Raw genomic sequence first — 16,892 nt, 5'->3', positions numbered from 1 at the left:
ACGCGATTTTTCCAGCAGGAGGCTCTTGTGTCATTTGATTATCTGAAAACCGCCATTAAGCAAAAAGGCTGTACCCTGCAACAGGTGGCGGATGCCAGTGGCATGACCAAGGGATACCTAAGCCAACTGCTGAATGCCAAAATCAAAAGCCCCAGCGCGCAAAAGCTGGAGGCGTTGCACCGTTTTCTCGGGCTGGAGTTTCCGCGCCAGCAGAAAAATATCGGTGTGGTATTCGGTAAGTTTTATCCGCTGCATACCGGTCATATCTATCTTATCCAGCGCGCTTGTAGTCAGGTCGATGAACTGCATATCATCATGGGCTATGACGATACGCGCGATCGCAGCCTGTTTGAAGACAGCGCCATGTCGCAACAGCCGACGGTGCCCGATCGTCTACGCTGGCTGCTGCAAACCTTTAAGTATCAGAAAAATATCCGTATTCATGCCTTCAACGAAGAAGGCATGGAGCCGTATCCGCACGGCTGGGACGTGTGGAGCAACGGGATCAAAACGTTTATGCAGGAGAAAGGGATCCAGCCAAACTGGATCTACACCTCTGAAGAATCAGATGCCCCGCAGTATCTCGAACATTTGGGGATCGAAACCGTGCTGGTGGATCCCAAGCGGACGTTTATGAGCATTAGCGGTGGGCAAATCCGTGAAAACCCGTTTCGCTACTGGGAGTATATTCCGACCGAAGTGAAGCCGTTTTTCGTGCGCACCGTGGCGATCCTCGGCGGGGAGTCGAGCGGCAAATCGACGCTGGTGAACAAGCTTGCCAATATCTTTAACACCACCAGTGCGTGGGAATACGGGCGTGATTATGTCTTCTCCCATTTGGGCGGCGATGAGATGGCGTTACAGTATTCTGACTACGATAAAATCGCCCTGGGACAAGCGCAATACATTGATTTTGCTGTTAAGTATGCCAATAAAGTCGCGTTCATCGACACCGATTTCGTGACCACTCAGGCCTTCTGTAAAAAGTATGAAGGGCGAGAACATCCGTTTGTGCAAGCGCTGATTGACGAGTATCGCTTTGACCTGGTGATCCTGCTGGAAAACAACACCCCATGGGTGGCGGATGGCTTACGCAGCCTTGGAAGCTCAGTTGACAGAAAAGCGTTTCAGACGCTGCTGGTCGAGATGCTGCAGGAAAACAATATCAATTTTGTGCACGTTAAGGAGCCTGACTACGACGGTCGCTTCCTGCGCTGTGTGGAGTTGGTGAAAGAGCTGATGGGTGAGCAGAGGTAGGTTTTAATGCCGGATGGCGCTTCGCTTATTCGACCTACAAGTCGCACTAACCTCGTAGGCCGGATAAGGCGTAACGCCGCCATCCGGCGCTTAACGCTAATTACTTAGAAATACGCTTGTACTTAATACGTTTCGGCTCCAGCGCATCGGCGCCCAGCGTACGTTTCTTGTACTCTTCGTATTCGGTGAAGTTACCTTCAAAGAACTCAACCTTACCTTCATCCTGGTAATCCAGAATGTGGGTGGCGATACGGTCGAGGAACCAACGGTCGTGCGAGATAACCATCGCGCAACCCGGGAACTCCAGCAGGGCGTTTTCCAGCGCGCGCAGGGTTTCGATATCCAGGTCGTTGGTTGGTTCATCGAGCAGCAGCATGTTGCCGCCAACCTGCAGCAGCTTCGCCAGGTGCAGACGACCACGCTCACCACCGGACAGCTCGCCGACGCGTTTGCCCTGATCCACACCTTTGAAGTTGAAGCGGCCCACGTAGGCACGGCTTGGCATCTCGGTGTTGCCAATGCGCATGATATCCAGCCCGCCGGAAACTTCTTCCCACACGGTTTTGCTGTTGTCCATGGCGTCACGGAACTGGTCAACGGAGGCCAGTTTGACGGTTTCACCCAGCGTGATGGTGCCGCTGTCAGGCTGTTCCTGGCCGGACATCATACGGAACAGGGTAGATTTACCCGCGCCGTTCGGACCGATGATGCCGACAATTGCACCTTTCGGCACGGAGAAGCTCAGGTCGTCAATCAGCACGCGATCGCCGTAGGATTTACGCAGGTTGGTGACTTCAACGACTTTATCGCCCAGACGTGCTCCAGGTGGAATAAACAGTTCGTTGGTTTCGTTACGTTTCTGGTATTCGGTGTTGTTCAGCTCTTCAAAGCGTGCCAGACGGGCTTTACCCTTAGACTGACGGCCTTTAGCGCCCTGACGCACCCACTCCAGCTCTTTCTCAATGGATTTACGGCGAGCCGCTTCCTGAGAGGCTTCCTGGGCCAGACGCTGATCTTTTTGCTCCAGCCAGGAAGAGTAGTTACCTTCCCACGGAATACCTTCGCCGCGGTCAAGCTCCAGGATCCAGCCGGCAACGTTGTCGAGGAAGTAACGGTCGTGGGTAATCGCCACCACGGTGCCTTCGAAGTCGTGCAGGAAGCGTTCCAGCCACGCGACGGATTCCGCATCCAGGTGGTTGGTCGGTTCGTCGAGCAGCAGCATGTCTGGTTTTTCCAGCAGCAGGCGGCACAGCGCAACGCGGCGGCGTTCACCACCGGAGAGATTCTCAATTTTAGCGTCCCAGTCCGGCAGACGCAGGGCGTCAGCGGCACGCTCAAGCTGCACGTTCAGGTTATGGCCGTCGTGCGCCTGGATAATTTCTTCAAACTTGCCCTGTTGTGCGGCCAGTTTATCGAAGTCGGCGTCCGGCTCGGCGTACTTGGCGTACACTTCATCCAGACCTTTCAGTGCACTAACCACTTCGGCAACCGCTTCTTCAACGGATTCACGAACGGTATGTTCCGGGTTCAGTTTTGGTTCCTGCGGCAGGTAACCGATTTTAATGCCTGGCTGTGGGCGAGCTTCACCTTCGATATCGGTATCAATACCGGCCATGATGCGCAGCAGGGTAGATTTACCCGCACCGTTCAGACCGAGAACACCGATTTTGGCGCCAGGGAAGAAGCTCAGTGAGATGTTTTTAAGAATATGACGTTTCGGCGGAACGACTTTGCCGACACGATGCATGGTATAAACGAATTGAGCCACGTGGACTTCGCCTCTTTTATAGTGATGAATAGAGTTATCAAAGGCGAAGTGTAGCCTTTTTCATTGCCCAATCCCAGCCAGCAGATCTCACTCGCAACAAAAGTAAAAAAGTGTCCGTGACGTGGCGCATTCTGCAATGTCTGGTTAGCATGAATTAATTAAGCGGCATGATGCTGCACAGACGTAACATGAGAAGAGGAAGAGCTTGTGGACAAAGCCAATCAATTTACCTGGCGCCTGCTGGCAGCCAGCGTATGTCTGCTGACGGTCAGTCAAGTGGCGCGAGCCGATTCCCTGGATGAGCAGCGCAATCGCTATGCGCAAATTAAGCAAGCCTGGGACAACCGACAGATGGATGTCGTAGAGCAGATGATGCCCGGCCTGAAGAACTATCCTCTGTACCCGTATCTGGAATATCGTCAGATCACTGACGACCTGATGAATCAGCCCACGATTACTGTCACCAATTTTGTGCGCGCCAACCCGACGCTGCCCCCGGCGCGTACGTTGCAATCGCGTTTTGTGAATGAACTGGCGCGCCGCGAAGACTGGCGTGGACTGCTGGCGTTCAGCCCGGAAAAACCGGGTACCACGGAAGCGCAATGTAACTATTACTTCGCAAAATGGAGTACCGGGCAAACCGAAGAAGCCTGGCAGGGCGCAAAAGAGCTGTGGTTGACCGGGAAAAGTCAGCCGAACGCCTGTGACAAATTATTTGGCGTATGGCGCGCCTCAGGCACTCAGGATCCGCTGGCGTATCTGGAGCGTATTCGTCTGGCGATGAAAGCCGGGAATACCGGTCTGGTGACGGCGCTGGCCGGACAGATGCCCGCGCAATACCAAACCATTGCCTCCGCGATCATCTCGCTGGCCAACGATCCGAATTCGGTGATGACTTTTGCACGCACCACCGGTGCCACGGATTTCACCCGACAGATGGCGGCGGTCGCCTTTGCCAGCGTGGCGCGTCAGGATGTGGAAAACGCCCGCCTGATGATCCCATCCCTGGTGCAGGCGCAACAGCTTAATGACGAGCAAACCCAGGAACTGCGCGACATTGTTGCCTGGCGTCTGATGGGCAATGACGTCACCGACGAGCAGGCCAAATGGCGTGATGATGCGATTATGCGCTCCAATTCCACTTCGCTTGTGGAGCGCCGCGTGCGCATGGCGCTGGGAACCGGCGATCGTCGTGGCCTGAATACCTGGCTGGCGCGTCTGCCAATGGAAGCAAAAGAAAAAGACGAGTGGCGCTACTGGCAGGCGGATCTGCTGCTGGAGCGCGGACGCGATGCGGAAGCCAAAGAGATCCTGCACCAGCTCATGCAGCAACGTGGTTTCTATCCGATGGTGGCGGCACAGCGTCTGGGCGAAGAGTACGAGCTGAAAGTGGATAAAGCACCAGAGAACGTTGATTCTGCGCTGACTCAAGGCCCGGAAATGGCGCGCGTGCGCGAGCTGATGTACTGGAACATGGATAATACCGCGCGCAGTGAATGGGCGAATCTGGTCACCAGCCGTACCAGGTCCGAGCAGGCTCAGTTGGCGCGTTACGCGTTCAACAATCACTGGTGGGATCTGAGCGTTCAGGCGACGATCGCCGGTAAGCTGTGGGATCATCTGGAAGAGCGCTTCCCGTTGGCCTATAAAGATCTTTTTACCCGTTACACCAGCGGCAAAGATATTCAGCCAAGCTATGCGATGGCGATAGCGCGTCAGGAAAGCGCCTGGAACCCGAAAGTGAAATCACCGGTTGGCGCCAGCGGGCTGATGCAGATTATGCCGGGCACGGCGACGCATACGGTGAAAATGTTCTCGATTCCTGGTTACAGCAGTCCGAGCCAGCTACTGGATCCTGATACCAACATCAACATCGGAACCAGCTATTTGCAGTACGTGTATCAGCAATTCGGCAATAACCGCATCTTTGCGTCGGCAGCCTATAACGCCGGTCCGGGGCGCGTTCGTACCTGGCTTGGCAATAGCGCTGGCCGCATTGATGCCGTCGCGTTTGTCGAAAGTATTCCGTTCTCAGAGACGCGTGGCTACGTGAAGAATGTGCTGGCTTACGATGCGTACTATCGCTATTTCCTGGGCGATAAACCGGAGTTGATGAGCGACGCAGAATGGCAACGTCGTTACTGATCGTATCGATTGTGTTATGCTATCGTACTCGTTAAAGAGTACAAAAGGGGGAGGCAAGTGCGCTTCCCCCCGCAACGATGGCGATATCTTATGACTCAGCAATCACCCTATTCAGCAGAGATGGCAGAACAACGTCACCAGGAGTGGTTACGTTTTGTCGATCTGCTTAAACACGCCTACGAACAAGATTTACACCTGCCACTGCTCAATTTGATGTTAACGCCGGATGAGCGTGAAGCGTTGGGTACGCGTGTGCGTATCATTGAAGAGCTGTTGCGCGGCGAGATGAGCCAGCGTGAGCTTAAAAACGAGCTCGGGGCGGGGATTGCCACTATTACGCGAGGGTCGAACAGCCTCAAATCCGCACCGGTGGATCTGCGTCAGTGGCTGGAGCAGGTGTTGCTCGGGAAAAATTGATCCGCCGGATGCGGCTTTGCCTTATCCGGCCTACGATTGAACATCCGGCACAATGCTATAAATACACCGCGTTATGAAACGGGCTGAGCGCCAAAATTACCGCCTGGTGATAGACGCTTGAGCGCGTCAGCTTGCCCGCGGTAAAGACGCCGATTGCGCCCTCTTTACGGCCAATCTCATCAATACCTGTATAGTCCGACATCACCGGGCCGAGTGCTTCACCTTTACGGACTCTGTCGAGAATGACAGTAGGCAATGGCAGCGTGGCTGAACGGGCTTCACCACGCTGAATGCCGTTATCAATCACCACCCAACTAAAGGTGGCGTCATCGTCAATTCCTGCTTCAATGGCGACCCAGAAATCAGCCTGCGGGTGCAGGCGGCGAGCGTTATCAACGCGATTTCGTGCGCCAGTGCGCGTTTCCTGGTTTCCGAAAGGTTGTTCCGGCACGCCACTCTCGACGGCGACGGGTTCAATATGGCAGGATCCTTCCCCGAAAATCTCTTCAAATGCCCGCAGAATTGCCTGAATTTTGGCAGGATTGGTGGTCGCAGAGATAACCTTGTGCATAATTAAGCTCAGTTTGAAAATTCATCGCAGAGTCTACTCAAAGTATGACGAGTATATAACGGAAAAAAAGCATGTTACAGGTATACCTTGTTCGCCATGGCGAAACGCAGTGGAACGCCGAGCGACGTATTCAAGGCCAGTCAGACAGCCCACTAACCGCTAAAGGTGAACAACAAGCCATGCAGGTGGGTGAACGCGCCCGCTCGTTTGGTATTACGCATGTCATCAGTAGCGATCTCGGTCGTACACGACGCACCGCAGAAATCATCGCCCAGGCCTGTGGCTGTGATATCACCTATGACTCCCGTCTGCGCGAGCTAAATATGGGTGTGCTGGAAAAACGTCATATCGATACGCTGACGCCAGAGGAAGAGGGCTGGCGTCGCCAGTTGGTGAACGGCACGGTGGATGGGCGTATCCCGGAAGGGGAATCGATGCAGGAATTGAGCGATCGCGTCAACGCGGCGCTGGCATCCTGTCTGGAATTGCCGCCGGGAAGTCGTCCGCTGCTGGTCAGTCACGGTATCGCGCTGGGTTGCCTGGTGAGTACGATTCTGGGATTACCGGCATGGGCTGAACGTCGCTTGCGTCTGCGCAACTGTTCTATTTCTCGCGTTGATTATCAGGAAAGCTTATGGCTGGCGCCGGGATGGGTGGTTGAAACGGCAGGGGACATCTCACATCTGGACGCCCCTGCGTTGGATGAACTACAGCGCTAGCGGCGAATCGGAATCAGGAATTCGCAGCGCAGGTTGATCGGGCGATCTCCCGCTTTGGCATCTTCTGCCGGGTAGTATCGCTCGATATCCTGTCCTTTACGGCGCGTCAGGTTCAGCATCGGCATGCATGTGCCGTAAACCGTCAGGATAAATTCCTGCACGCCGGTTCCCAGCCCTTCGTAGGTAAACATCACGTACTCGCCACCTTGTAGCAGGATAGGCTGCGCCGATTGCACATAACCATTGGCCTGTTCCGGCGTCAGAGCAGTGGTGTAAAACACTTCCTGTTCGTCATCTTTTTCAATGCTTGGGCGCGTTTCGTTAAGCCCGTACAGCACTGGCGGGATCGCAGGAGCCTGAGCAAGGAAGTCGCGCCAGAACTGAATACGCATTTCATGACGGAAATCTGAAATCTGTTCCAGCGAGCAGGAATAGCTTTGTGTGGTGCCGAGCAGTTGCGTATCTTCAAGCGTGACAAACTCGTGCGCAGGCATCGCAAATTCACCCAGTCGCATTGGCGGGCGAATACCAAACGCACTCCATTCCGGGGAGCGACGATACAGCGCAGGCGTTTGGGAAAATTGTTTCTTGAACGCGCGGGTAAAGGTTTGTTGAGAATCAAAGCGATACTGCAGCGCAATATCCAGAATTGGACGCGCAGTCAGGCGCAGCGCCACTGCGGACTTCGATAAACGACGGGCGCGGATATAGGCGCCAATAGCATGGCCCGTCACGTCCTTAAACATTCTCTGCAGGTGCCACTTGGAATAGCCTGCTTTTGCCGCCACATTGTCAAGCGACAAAGGCTGATCCAGATGACCTTCCAGCCAGATTAATAGGTCGCGAATAATGCCAGCCTGATCCATAAAATATCCTCATCCTTTCGACAACGAGCACCCGACATCAGGTATGAGGATAATAGCATTTTTTGCTGTTTTAGCATTCAGTGTTTTTTTTGCTCATAAGTGCTTTTTTCGGACATACGAAAGCGTGATTATTGTAATCCTGTGATCTGTATACGTTTTATCTTAGAATGTCGAATAATTACACAGAGTAACTTTTAAGAATGGTAACAATATGAAATATAAGAGCTTAGTCATTTCCTCAATTCTGCTGATGTTGGCGCAGGTTGCCCATGCGGAGCAGATTGGATCTGTCGATACGGTGTTCAAAATGTTTGGCCCGGATCATAAAATTGTGGTCGAAGCGTTTGACGATCCGGATGTTACCAACGTTACCTGCTATGTGAGTCGGGCGAAGACCGGCGGCATCAAAGGTGGTCTGGGGCTGGCGGAAGATACCTCCGATGCCGCCATTTCCTGCCAGCAGGTTGGGCCGGTAGAACTGAGTGACAGAATCAAGAACGGTAAAGCTCAGGGTGAAGTGGTATTTAAAAAACGTACCTCGCTGGTGTTTAAATCTTTACAGGTCGTGCGTTTTTATGATGCGAAACGTAATGCGCTGGCCTATCTGGCCTATTCAGATAAAGTGGTCGATGGATCGCCCAAAAATGCCATTAGCGCGGTACCCATCATGCCGTGGCGGCAATAACTAGGAAGCACAATGCAACAGCCGTTGATCTGGTTGGTTGAGGATGAGCAGGGAATCGCTGATACGCTTATCTACATGCTGCAACAGGAAGGATTTAGCGTAGAGGCGTTTGAGCGTGGATTTCCCGTGCTGGAGAAATCTCGCCAGCAATGCCCTGATGCCATCATTCTGGATGTCGGGCTACCGGATATCAGTGGTTTTGAACTGTGCCGACGTTTACTGGAACGCCACCCGGCGTTGCCGATCCTCTTTTTGACCGCTCGCAGCGATGAAGTGGATCGCCTGCTGGGGCTGGAAATTGGCGCGGATGACTATGTTGCCAAGCCTTTCTCGCCGCGTGAGGTGTGCGCTCGTGTGCGTACGCTGCTGCGGCGGGTGCAAAAATTCTCCACGCCTTCATTGACGACGCGCTGTGGGGATTTTGAACTTAATGAGCTGGCCGCGCAGATTACCTGGTTCGGCATACCGTTGAACCTGACGCGCTATGAATTCCTGCTGCTGAAAACATTGCTGATGTCGCCGGGGCGTATTTACTCCCGTCAGCAGCTGATGGATTTAGTCTGGGCCGATGCGCAGGATACCTTTGACAGAACGGTTGATACTCACATCAAAACGCTGCGCGCCAAGCTGCGGGCTATCAATCCTGAGCTTTCCCCCATCAACACACATCGCGGTATGGGATACAGCCTGAGGAGCTGCTGATGCGCATTGGCATGCGTTTGCTGCTCGGCTATTTTCTGATTGTTGCCGTCGCCGCCTGGTTCGTTCTGTCGATCTTTGTGCAGGAAATTAAACCCGGCGTCCGTCGGGCGACCGAAGGAACTTTGATTGATACTGCCACGCTGCTGGCTGCACTGGCGCGTGATGACCTGCTCTCTGACTCTCCGGCTAACGGCAAGCTGGCGCAGGCATTTGCGCAACTGCATAACCGCCCATTTAACGCCAACATCAGCGGCATTAACAAAGTGCGTAATGAATACCATGTCTACATGACGGACGCGCAGGGCAAGGTGTTGTTTGATTCAGCCAACCAGGCCGTCGGTCAGGACTACTCCCGCTGGAACGACGTGTGGTTAACGCTGCGTGGACAGTATGGCGCCCGTAGTACGCCGCAGAACCCGAACGATCCGGAAAGCTCGGTGATGTACGTTGCCGCGCCGATCGTAGACGGTGGGCGTATTATCGGCGTGCTCAGTGTCGGCAAACCAAATGCGGCGATGGCGCCGGTGATTAAACGCAGTGAACGGCGAATGCTGTGGGCCAGCGCCGTATTGTTGGGCATTGCCCTGGTGATTGGCTTCGGAATGGTATGGTGGATAAACCGCTCCATTGCCCGGCTGGCGCGTTATGCCGACTCCGTTACCGAGAATCGCCCCGTCCCACTGCCTGATTTAGGCAGCAGCGAGTTACGCAAACTGGCGCAGGCGCTGGAAAGTATGCGTCTGAAGCTCGAAGGCAAGAACTACATTGAGCAATATGTCTACGCGTTAACGCATGAGCTGAAAAGTCCGCTGGCGGCCATTCGCGGCGCGGCAGAGATACTGCGCGAAGGCCCGCCGCCGAACGTGGTGGCGCGCTTTACCGATAATATTCTGACGCAAAATGCGCGCATGCAGGCGCTGGTCGAAACGCTGTTACGCCAGGCGCGACTGGAGAATCGACAGGACATTACGTTGACGGCGGTGGAGATAGATACGCTTTTTGCTCAGCTCAAAGAGGCGCGTAGCGTGCAGCTGGCGGCAAAAAACATCACGCTGACCATTCTGCCTTCATCGCTTAGCGTCGCTGCCGATCCCGCGTTACTGGAGCAGGCATTGGGGAACTTGCTCGACAACGCTATCGATTTCACGCCGCAGGGCGGGACGATTACGTTGAGCGCGCATCAGCAGGAGGAGCAGGTCACATTGCAGGTTACCGACAGCGGTAGCGGGATCCCTGGTTTTGCGTTGCCGCGTATTTTTGAGCGCTTCTACTCGCTGCCCCGCGAGAATGGACATAAGAGCAGTGGTTTGGGGCTGGCGTTTGTCAGTGAAGTTGCACGACTGCATGAAGGTACGGTGACATTATCTAACCGACCAGAGGGCGGCGCACAGGCCTCGTTTACACTTCACCGTCACTTCACATAGCTTCAAATTCTCCGCACATAGCTGTTCTACCTTGCTGATATTGCAAAGGAGAACGCTATGTTTAAATCACCCCCGTTTTGGAAAATCGTCACCTTAGGCGGCGCCATATTACTGCTGTTAATACCACTGACGATGGTCAGGCAGATAATCGTTGAGCGATCGGATTATCGCGATGAAGTCGAAGATGCTATCCGTCAAAGCACCAGCGGGCCGCAAAAGATGGTTGGGCCGCTGATTGCCGTCCCGGTGACGGAACTGTATATCGAGCTGGAAGGCGACAAACAGATCCAGCGTAAGCGCAGTTATATCCATTTCTGGCTGCCGGAGTCGTTGGTGGTTGAGGGGAATCAGAACGTTGAAGCGCGTAAAATCGGTATTTATGAGGGCCAGGTCTGGCACAATGATCTCTCGGTGAAGGCCGAGTTTAGCGCTGAACGCTTGCGTGATTTAAACCATCCTAACGTCAGCGTCGGCAAACCGTTCATCGTGGTTGGCGTGGGGGATGCGCGCGGGATCGGTGTGGTGCAAGCGCTGCAGGTCAATGGGAAATCGTTGGCCGTTGAGCCAGGGACAGGGCTGGATGGAGGGGCTCAAGGGATCCACATTCCGCTACCTGACGCGAGCTGGGCGGAGCAAAACCTGAGCATGGCGCTGTCGCTGAATTTGAGCGGAACCGGAGATTTCTCCGTTGTTCCGGTTGGCCGTAACAGTGAAATGACCTTAACCAGCAATTGGCCGCATCCCAACTTTCTGGGGGATTTCCTCCCGGCGAAGCGTGAAATCAGTGAGTCAGGATTTAAGGCCCGGTGGCAAAGCAGCTGGTTCGCGAATAACCTCGGCGAACGCTTTGATGGCGAAAAGATTGGCTGGAAGGGAATGCCTGCATTTAGCGTCGCCGTCGCCACGCCGGCGGATCAGTATCAGTTAACGGACAGAGCTACCAAGTATGCCATCCTGCTGATTGTGCTGACCTTTATGTCTTTCTTCGTGCTTGAAAGTATGACCAGCCTGCGTCTGCACCCTATGCAGTATCTGCTGGTGGGGTTATCGCTGGTGATGTTTTATCTGCTGCTGCTGGCATTGTCTGAGCATATTGGTTTTACGGCGGCGTGGATTACGGCAAGTCTGGTAGGCGCATTGATGAACGGGGTATATCTGCAGGCAATATTACAGAGTTGGCGGAACAGTATTTTATTCACCGTAGCGCTACTGGCGCTGGATGGCGTGATGTGGGTGCTGCTACGTTCACAGGACAGCTCTTTACTGTTGGGAACCGGCGTGCTGTTGGTCGCGTTGTGTGGCGTGATGTTCCTGACGCGTCATCTTGACTGGCACTCGCTCGCACAGCCAAAACCAAAGCCGACAGAAATTCCGGAGCCTCAGCCTGCACAGAGTGACGCGTTTCGCTTGTGGAAATAGGGCGGTGGTGAAATGAAAAACGGCGCATAACGCGCCGTTTTTTTACCTGTGAGGATTGAATTAATCCTGCAGGTCGCCGCAGAAACGGTAGCCTTCACCGTGAATGGTGGCGATGATTTCTGGCGTATCCGGCGTTGATTCGAAATGTTTACGAATGCGGCGGATAGTCACGTCAACGGTACGGTCATGTGGCTTCAGTTCGCGACCGGTCATTTTTTTCAGCAGTTCTGCGCGAGACTGGATTTTGCCCGGGTTCTCACAGAAGTGAAGCATGGCACGGAATTCGCTGCGTGGCAGTTTATACTGCTCGCCGTCAGGACCAATCAGAGAGCGGCTGTTGATGTCCAGCTCCCAGCCGTTGAACTTGTAGCTTTCGACGCTACGGCGTTCTTCGCTGACAGTACCCAAGTTCATGGTACGGGACAGCAGGTTACGAGCACGGATAGTCAGTTCGCGCGGGTTAAACGGCTTGGTGATGTAATCGTCTGCGCCGATTTCGAGGCCGAGAATTTTATCGACTTCGTTATCACGACCCGTCAGGAACATCAGCGCAACGTTAGCTTGTTCGCGAAGTTCGCGCGCTAACAGGAGGCCATTTTTCCCAGGCAGATTGATATCCATAATCACAAGGTTGATGTCATATTCAGAGAGAATCTGATGCATTTCCGCGCCATCTGTCGCTTCGAATACATCATAGCCTTCTGCTTCGAAAATGCTTTTCAACGTGTTGCGTGTTACTAACTCGTCTTCAACGATAAGAATGTGCGGGGTCTGCATGTTTGCTACCTAAATTGCCAACTAAATCGAAACAGGAAGTACAAAAGTCCCTGACCTGCCTGATGCATGCCGTAAATTAACATGATCGGCGTAACATGACTAAAGTACGTAATTGCGTTCTTGATGCACTTTCCATCAACGTCAACAACATCATTAGCTTGGTCGTGGGTAGTTTCCCTCTGGACCCGACAGTGTCAAAAACGGCTGTCATCCTAACCATTTTAACAGCAACATAACAGGCTAAGACATGCCGGACACCCAATAAAACTACGCTTCGTTGACATATATCAAGTTCAATTGTAGCACGTTAACAGTTTGATGAAATCAACGTATCCAAATGTTTGCTTTCATCACAAAATTGCAATATTACAACTAGTTGCACGAGCTAATTAATAAATGTAATGAATCCAACCAATGCGATCCATTTTAAAATAAATTATCATGGATAAACAGAGGGATATACAACTTTTGTTAACATAAAAAGCAATAGTACAGTTTGGAAATAGTTTAGCATTTTTTATCGGATGCGAAATCCTTTTTCAGTGACTTCTGTTAAAAAAATGTAAATTTGCGCTGCGTAATATGTTGACGTGCGTCACATTATTACTCGCAGACTGACCAAAAAGAGTATCGAAATGCGTTTAACAATTATTCTGGTTGCCCCTGCCAGAGCGGAAAATATTGGTGCGGCTGCCCGTGCGATGAAGACCATGGGATTCACTCAATTACGGATCGTTGATAGCGAGGCTCACCTGGAACCCGCCACGCGATGGGTCGCGCATGGTTCGGGCGACATTATTGATAATATTAACGTTTTTCCAACGTTGGCCGAGGCGCTTCACGACGTTGATTTTACCGTTGCGACCACCGCGCGTAGCCGGGCGAAGTTCCATTATTACGCCACCCCGGTCGAACTGGTTCCCCTGTTACAGGAGAAATCAGTGTGGATGGATCACGCGGCGCTGGTGTTTGGTCGTGAAGATTCGGGGCTGACCAATGAAGAATTAGCGCTGGCAGATGTACTCACTGGTGTACCGATGGTCGCTGACTATCCTTCACTCAATTTGGGGCAGGCGGTGATGGTGTATTGCTATCAATTAGCAGGTTTAATACAACAACCGGCCAAAAAAAGTGAAGTGACGGATGAACTTCAGCTCCAGGCATTGCGCGAACGTGTTATGCGTTTATTAGCCACGCTGAACGTTTCTGACGACATTAAACTCACGGACTGGTTGCAACAGCGAATGGGTCTGTTGGGGCAGCGAGACACGGCAATGTTGCACCGTTTTTTACATGATATTGAAAAAAACATCACAAAATAAAATTTTGAACAGTTTTTGTTGTGTAGTGTTTTGTTCTTGGTTCAAGTGGGCTGGACATGCAGTATTGGTTGAAAGTAAAAGGGCAAGCAGTTGCTCGTGAACAAGTTTCGGAATGTGATCAATTTAAAAATTTATTGACTTAGGTCAGCAGATACTTTAACCCTAAAAGAATACAAGACAGACAGATAATAATTACAGAGCACACAACATCATGAAACGCATCAGCATCACTATTACCACAACCATCACCATTACCACAGGTAACGGTGCGGGCTGACGCGTACAGGAAACACAAGAAAAAGCCCGCACCTAAACAGTGCGGGCTTTTTTTTCGACCAAAGGCAATGAGGTAAACCATGCGAGTGTTGAAGTTCGGCGGTACATCAGTGGCAAATGCAGAGCGCTTTCTGCGGGTTGCCGATATTCTGGAAAGCAATGCCAGACAGGGGCAGGTCGCGACCGTTCTTTCTGCCCCCGCAAAAATTACCAACCATCTGGTGGCAATGATTGAGAAGACCATCGGTGGTCAGGATGCTTTAGCCAATATCAGCGACGCCGAACGCATTTTCTCTGAGCTGTTGGTGGGTCTTGCCGCCGCACAGCCGGGTTTCCCGCTGGCGCAGCTCAAAGCCTTTGTTGAACAAGAATTTGCCCAGATTAAGCATGTCCTGCACGGCATCAGCCTGCTGGGACAGTGCCCGGACAGCATCAATGCCGCGCTTATCTGCCGTGGTGAAAAAATGTCGATTGCTATCATGGCAGGCCTGCTGGAAGCACGCGGGCATAACGTGACGGTCATCGACCCGGTGGAGAAATTGCTGGCAGTCGGTCATTACCTCGAATCTACCGTTGATATCGCCGAATCTACGCGCCGCATTGCCGCCAGCCGTATTCCTGCGGACCACATGATTCTGATGGCAGGGTTTACCGCCGGAAATGAAAAAGGTGAGTTAGTGGTGCTGGGGCGAAATGGTTCTGACTACTCTGCCGCTGTACTGGCCGCCTGTTTGCGCGCTGATTGTTGTGAGATCTGGACCGATGTGGACGGTGTATATACCTGCGATCCACGTCAGGTACCCGACGCCCGACTGCTGAAGTCGATGTCTTATCAGGAAGCGATGGAGCTTTCTTACTTCGGCGCCAAAGTGCTGCACCCGCGCACCATTACCCCTATTGCCCAGTTCCAGATCCCGTGCCTGATTAAAAATACCGGCAATCCACAAGCGCCCGGTACGCTGATCGGTGCCAGCAGTGATGACGATGATTTGCCGGTAAAAGGTATTTCTAACCTTAATAACATGGCGATGTTTAGCGTCTCCGGCCCTGGAATGAAAGGCATGGTGGGCATGGCGGCGCGCGTTTTTGCTGCAATGTCGCGTGCGGGCATCTCGGTAGTGCTGATCACCCAATCCTCTTCTGAATACAGCATCAGCTTCTGCGTCCCGCAGGGCGACTGCGCGCGTGCGCAACGCGCCATGCAGGATGAATTCTATCTCGAACTGAAAGAAGGCCTGCTGGAGCCGCTGGCGGTGACTGAGCGTCTGGCCATCATCTCGGTCGTTGGCGATGGTATGCGTACCCTGCGCGGCATCTCGGCGAAGTTCTTTGCCGCGCTGGCTCGTGCGAACATCAATATTGTAGCGATCGCCCAGGGCTCGTCTGAGCGTTCTATTTCGGTGGTGGTGAATAACGATGACGCGACTACCGGCGTACGCGTGACCCATCAAATGCTGTTCAACACCGACCAGGTGATTGAAGTGTTTGTGATTGGCGTAGGCGGCGTGGGCGGTGCGCTGCTGGAGCAGCTTAAACGTCAGCAAACCTGGCTCAAAAAGAAGCATATCGATCTGCGCGTGTGCGGCGTGGCGAACTCGAAGGCCCTGCTGACCAACGTCCACGGTCTGAATCTGGAAAACTGGCAGTCGGAGCTGGAGAGCGCGAAAGAGCCTTTCAATCTTGGGCGCTTAATTCGTCTGGTGAAAGAATACCATCTGCTCAATCCGGTGATTGTCGACTGTACGTCAAGCCAGGCGGTAGCAGACCAGTATGCCGACTTTTTGCGCGAAGGCTTCCATGTGGTTACGCCGAACAAAAAGGCCAACACGTCGTCGATGGATTACTACCATCAGCTGCGTTTTGCCGCCGCGAAGTCTCGTCGTAAATTCCTGTACGACACCAACGTGGGCGCGGGCTTGCCGGTTATTGAAAACCTGCAAAATCTGCTCAGCGCGGGCGATGAACTGCAACGATTCTCAGGCATTCTTTCTGGCTCATTGTCGTTTATTTTCGGCAAGCTGGATGAAGGCATGAGCTTCTCGCAGGCCACAACCCTGGCGCGTGAGATGGGCTATACCGAACCCGATCCGCGTGACGATCTTTCTGGTATGGATGTGGCTCGTAAGCTGCTGATCCTGGCCCGTGAAACCGGTCGTGAGCTGGAGCTTTCTGACATTGTCATTGAGCCGGTTCTGCCAAAAGAGTTTGATGATTCCGGTGATGTTTCCGCGTTTATGGCGAAATTGTCGCAGCTGGATGACGCCTTTGCCGCGCGCGTGGCGAAAGCCCGTGATGAGGGGAAAGTATTGCGCTATGTTGGCAATATTGAAGAGGACGGCGTCTGTCGCGTGAAAATAGAGGCAGTAGACGGCAACGATCCGCTGTTCAAAGTGAAAAACGGTGAAAACGCCTTGGCGTTTTATAGCCACTATTATCAGCCGTTACCGTTGGTTCTGCGCGGATATGGCGCGGGTAACGATGTGACGGCGGCGGGTGTCTTTGCCGACCTGCTACGCACCCTTTCATGGAAGTTAGGAGTCTGAC

16 protein-coding genes and 1 other annotated feature are annotated in these 16,892 nt (G+C 53.0%); of the genes, 12 read left to right on the top strand and 4 right to left on the bottom strand.

Features of this window, described 5'->3' with window-relative positions:
• The first annotated feature begins 27 nt into the window (after positions 1-27).
• Complete coding sequence (nadR, locus tag OGY83_RS16130) at positions 28-1,257, top strand: multifunctional transcriptional regulator/nicotinamide-nucleotide adenylyltransferase/ribosylnicotinamide kinase NadR (protein ID WP_079937152.1); 1,230 nt, start codon at positions 28-30, stop codon at positions 1,255-1,257.
• 100 nt (positions 1,258-1,357) lie between these two features.
• Here the strand turns inward: nadR and ettA are convergent, their stop codons facing one another.
• The gene (gene ettA / locus OGY83_RS16125) at positions 1,358-3,025 is read right to left on the bottom strand and encodes an energy-dependent translational throttle protein EttA (RefSeq protein WP_003829940.1); all 1,668 of its coding nucleotides are present in this window, start codon (positions 3,023-3,025) and stop codon (positions 1,358-1,360) included.
• A 207-nt stretch (positions 3,026-3,232) separates the two neighbouring features.
• On the opposite strand from ettA, the gene sltY reads away from it, so the two are divergent.
• Complete coding sequence (gene sltY, locus OGY83_RS16120; RefSeq protein ID WP_123268663.1) at positions 3,233-5,170, top strand: murein transglycosylase; 1,938 nt, start codon at positions 3,233-3,235, stop codon at positions 5,168-5,170.
• A 90-nt stretch (positions 5,171-5,260) separates the two neighbouring features.
• Positions 5,261-5,587 carry a trp operon repressor gene (gene trpR / locus OGY83_RS16115; RefSeq protein ID WP_003837292.1) on the top strand — a complete coding sequence of 109 codons (327 nt, stop codon included), beginning with the start codon at positions 5,261-5,263 and terminating at the stop codon, positions 5,585-5,587.
• A 55-nt stretch (positions 5,588-5,642) separates the two neighbouring features.
• On the opposite strand, the gene yjjX is transcribed toward trpR, so the two are convergent.
• Positions 5,643-6,158, bottom strand: a complete 516-nt coding sequence (yjjX, locus tag OGY83_RS16110; protein ID WP_008786139.1) for an inosine/xanthosine triphosphatase — start codon at positions 6,156-6,158, stop codon at positions 5,643-5,645.
• A gap of 71 nt (positions 6,159-6,229) precedes the next feature.
• Between yjjX and gpmB the strand changes: the two genes are divergently transcribed.
• Positions 6,230-6,877 carry a 2,3-diphosphoglycerate-dependent phosphoglycerate mutase GpmB gene (gene gpmB, locus OGY83_RS16105; RefSeq protein WP_003019006.1) on the top strand — a complete coding sequence of 216 codons (648 nt, stop codon included), beginning with the start codon at positions 6,230-6,232 and terminating at the stop codon, positions 6,875-6,877.
• Here gpmB and robA read toward each other — a convergent pair.
• Positions 6,874-7,743 (bottom strand): MDR efflux pump AcrAB transcriptional activator RobA, encoded by an 870-nt coding sequence (gene robA, locus OGY83_RS16100; RefSeq protein ID WP_079937150.1) that lies wholly within the window; start codon positions 7,741-7,743, stop codon positions 6,874-6,876. The two genes, gpmB and robA, sit on opposite strands and share 4 nt — an antisense overlap.
• A 211-nt stretch (positions 7,744-7,954) precedes the next feature.
• Between robA and creA the strand changes: the two genes are divergently transcribed.
• From creA to creD, 4 genes are read left to right on the top strand one after another with little or no spacing between them, the layout of a single operon-like run.
• Positions 7,955-8,428 carry a protein CreA gene (gene creA, locus OGY83_RS16095; RefSeq protein WP_003018998.1) on the top strand — a complete coding sequence of 158 codons (474 nt, stop codon included), beginning with the start codon at positions 7,955-7,957 and terminating at the stop codon, positions 8,426-8,428.
• Between the two features lie 12 nt (positions 8,429-8,440).
• Entirely contained in the window at positions 8,441-9,130 is a 690-nt protein-coding gene (gene creB / locus OGY83_RS16090) for a two-component system response regulator CreB (RefSeq protein WP_286636309.1), read from the top strand.
• Positions 9,130-10,554: a two-component system sensor histidine kinase CreC gene (gene creC / locus OGY83_RS16085; RefSeq protein WP_286636307.1), complete on the top strand. Its 1,425-nt coding sequence runs from the start codon at positions 9,130-9,132 to the stop codon at positions 10,552-10,554. Before creB ends, creC begins: the two co-directional genes overlap by 1 nt.
• 57 nt (positions 10,555-10,611) lie before the next feature.
• Positions 10,612-11,973 carry a cell envelope integrity protein CreD gene (gene creD / locus OGY83_RS16080; RefSeq protein WP_286636305.1) on the top strand — a complete coding sequence of 454 codons (1,362 nt, stop codon included), beginning with the start codon at positions 10,612-10,614 and terminating at the stop codon, positions 11,971-11,973.
• Positions 11,974-12,033: 60 nt separating this feature from the next.
• Here the strand turns inward: creD and arcA are convergent, their stop codons facing one another.
• Positions 12,034-12,750 (bottom strand): two-component system response regulator ArcA, encoded by a 717-nt coding sequence (gene arcA / locus OGY83_RS16075; RefSeq protein ID WP_001194359.1) that lies wholly within the window; start codon positions 12,748-12,750, stop codon positions 12,034-12,036.
• Between the two features lie 95 nt (positions 12,751-12,845).
• Here arcA and yjjY point away from each other — a divergent pair, with 95 nt between their 5' ends.
• From yjjY to thrA, 4 genes are all read left to right on the top strand, one after another.
• The gene (yjjY, locus tag OGY83_RS16070) at positions 12,846-12,986 is read left to right on the top strand and encodes a YjjY family protein (protein WP_042998021.1); all 141 of its coding nucleotides are present in this window, start codon (positions 12,846-12,848) and stop codon (positions 12,984-12,986) included.
• 399 nt (positions 12,987-13,385) lie between these two features.
• On the top strand, positions 13,386-14,072 hold the full coding sequence (locus OGY83_RS16065) for a tRNA/rRNA methyltransferase (RefSeq protein ID WP_079937146.1): 687 nt from the start codon (positions 13,386-13,388) through the stop codon (positions 14,070-14,072).
• A 206-nt stretch (positions 14,073-14,278) separates the two neighbouring features.
• Positions 14,279-14,405, top strand: a sequence feature (Thr leader region).
• Complete coding sequence (gene thrL / locus OGY83_RS16060; RefSeq protein WP_032337689.1) at positions 14,284-14,349, top strand: thr operon leader peptide; 66 nt, start codon at positions 14,284-14,286, stop codon at positions 14,347-14,349. It overlaps the preceding feature by 66 nt.
• Positions 14,406-14,428: 23 nt before the next feature.
• Positions 14,429-16,891: a bifunctional aspartate kinase/homoserine dehydrogenase I gene (gene thrA / locus OGY83_RS16055; RefSeq protein WP_079937145.1), complete on the top strand. Its 2,463-nt coding sequence runs from the start codon at positions 14,429-14,431 to the stop codon at positions 16,889-16,891.
• Position 16,892 lies beyond the last annotated feature (1 nt).

Source organism: Citrobacter sp. Cpo090 (genome assembly GCF_030332665.1).
GTDB lineage: Bacteria > Pseudomonadota > Gammaproteobacteria > Enterobacterales > Enterobacteriaceae > Citrobacter > Citrobacter portucalensis.
This window is presented reverse-complemented; position numbering and strand designations above follow the sequence as displayed.

Coding starts and splice junctions, on each gene's coding strand:
- trpR (WP_003837292.1), top strand. CDS start 5,261: ATGACTCAGCAATCACCCTATTCAGCAGAGATGGCAGAACAACGTCAC.
- yjjX (WP_008786139.1), bottom strand. CDS start 6,158: ATGCACAAGGTTATCTCTGCGACCACCAATCCTGCCAAAATTCAGGCA.
- gpmB (WP_003019006.1), top strand. CDS start 6,230: ATGTTACAGGTATACCTTGTTCGCCATGGCGAAACGCAGTGGAACGCC.
- robA (WP_079937150.1), bottom strand. CDS start 7,743: ATGGATCAGGCTGGCATTATTCGCGACCTATTAATCTGGCTGGAAGGT.
- creA (WP_003018998.1), top strand. CDS start 7,955: ATGAAATATAAGAGCTTAGTCATTTCCTCAATTCTGCTGATGTTGGCG.
- creB (WP_286636309.1), top strand. CDS start 8,441: ATGCAACAGCCGTTGATCTGGTTGGTTGAGGATGAGCAGGGAATCGCT.
- creC (WP_286636307.1), top strand. CDS start 9,130: ATGCGCATTGGCATGCGTTTGCTGCTCGGCTATTTTCTGATTGTTGCC.
- creD (WP_286636305.1), top strand. CDS start 10,612: ATGTTTAAATCACCCCCGTTTTGGAAAATCGTCACCTTAGGCGGCGCC.
- arcA (WP_001194359.1), bottom strand. CDS start 12,750: ATGCAGACCCCGCACATTCTTATCGTTGAAGACGAGTTAGTAACACGC.
- yjjY (WP_042998021.1), top strand. CDS start 12,846: ATGACTAAAGTACGTAATTGCGTTCTTGATGCACTTTCCATCAACGTC.
- OGY83_RS16065 (WP_079937146.1), top strand. CDS start 13,386: ATGCGTTTAACAATTATTCTGGTTGCCCCTGCCAGAGCGGAAAATATT.
- thrA (WP_079937145.1), top strand. CDS start 14,429: ATGCGAGTGTTGAAGTTCGGCGGTACATCAGTGGCAAATGCAGAGCGC.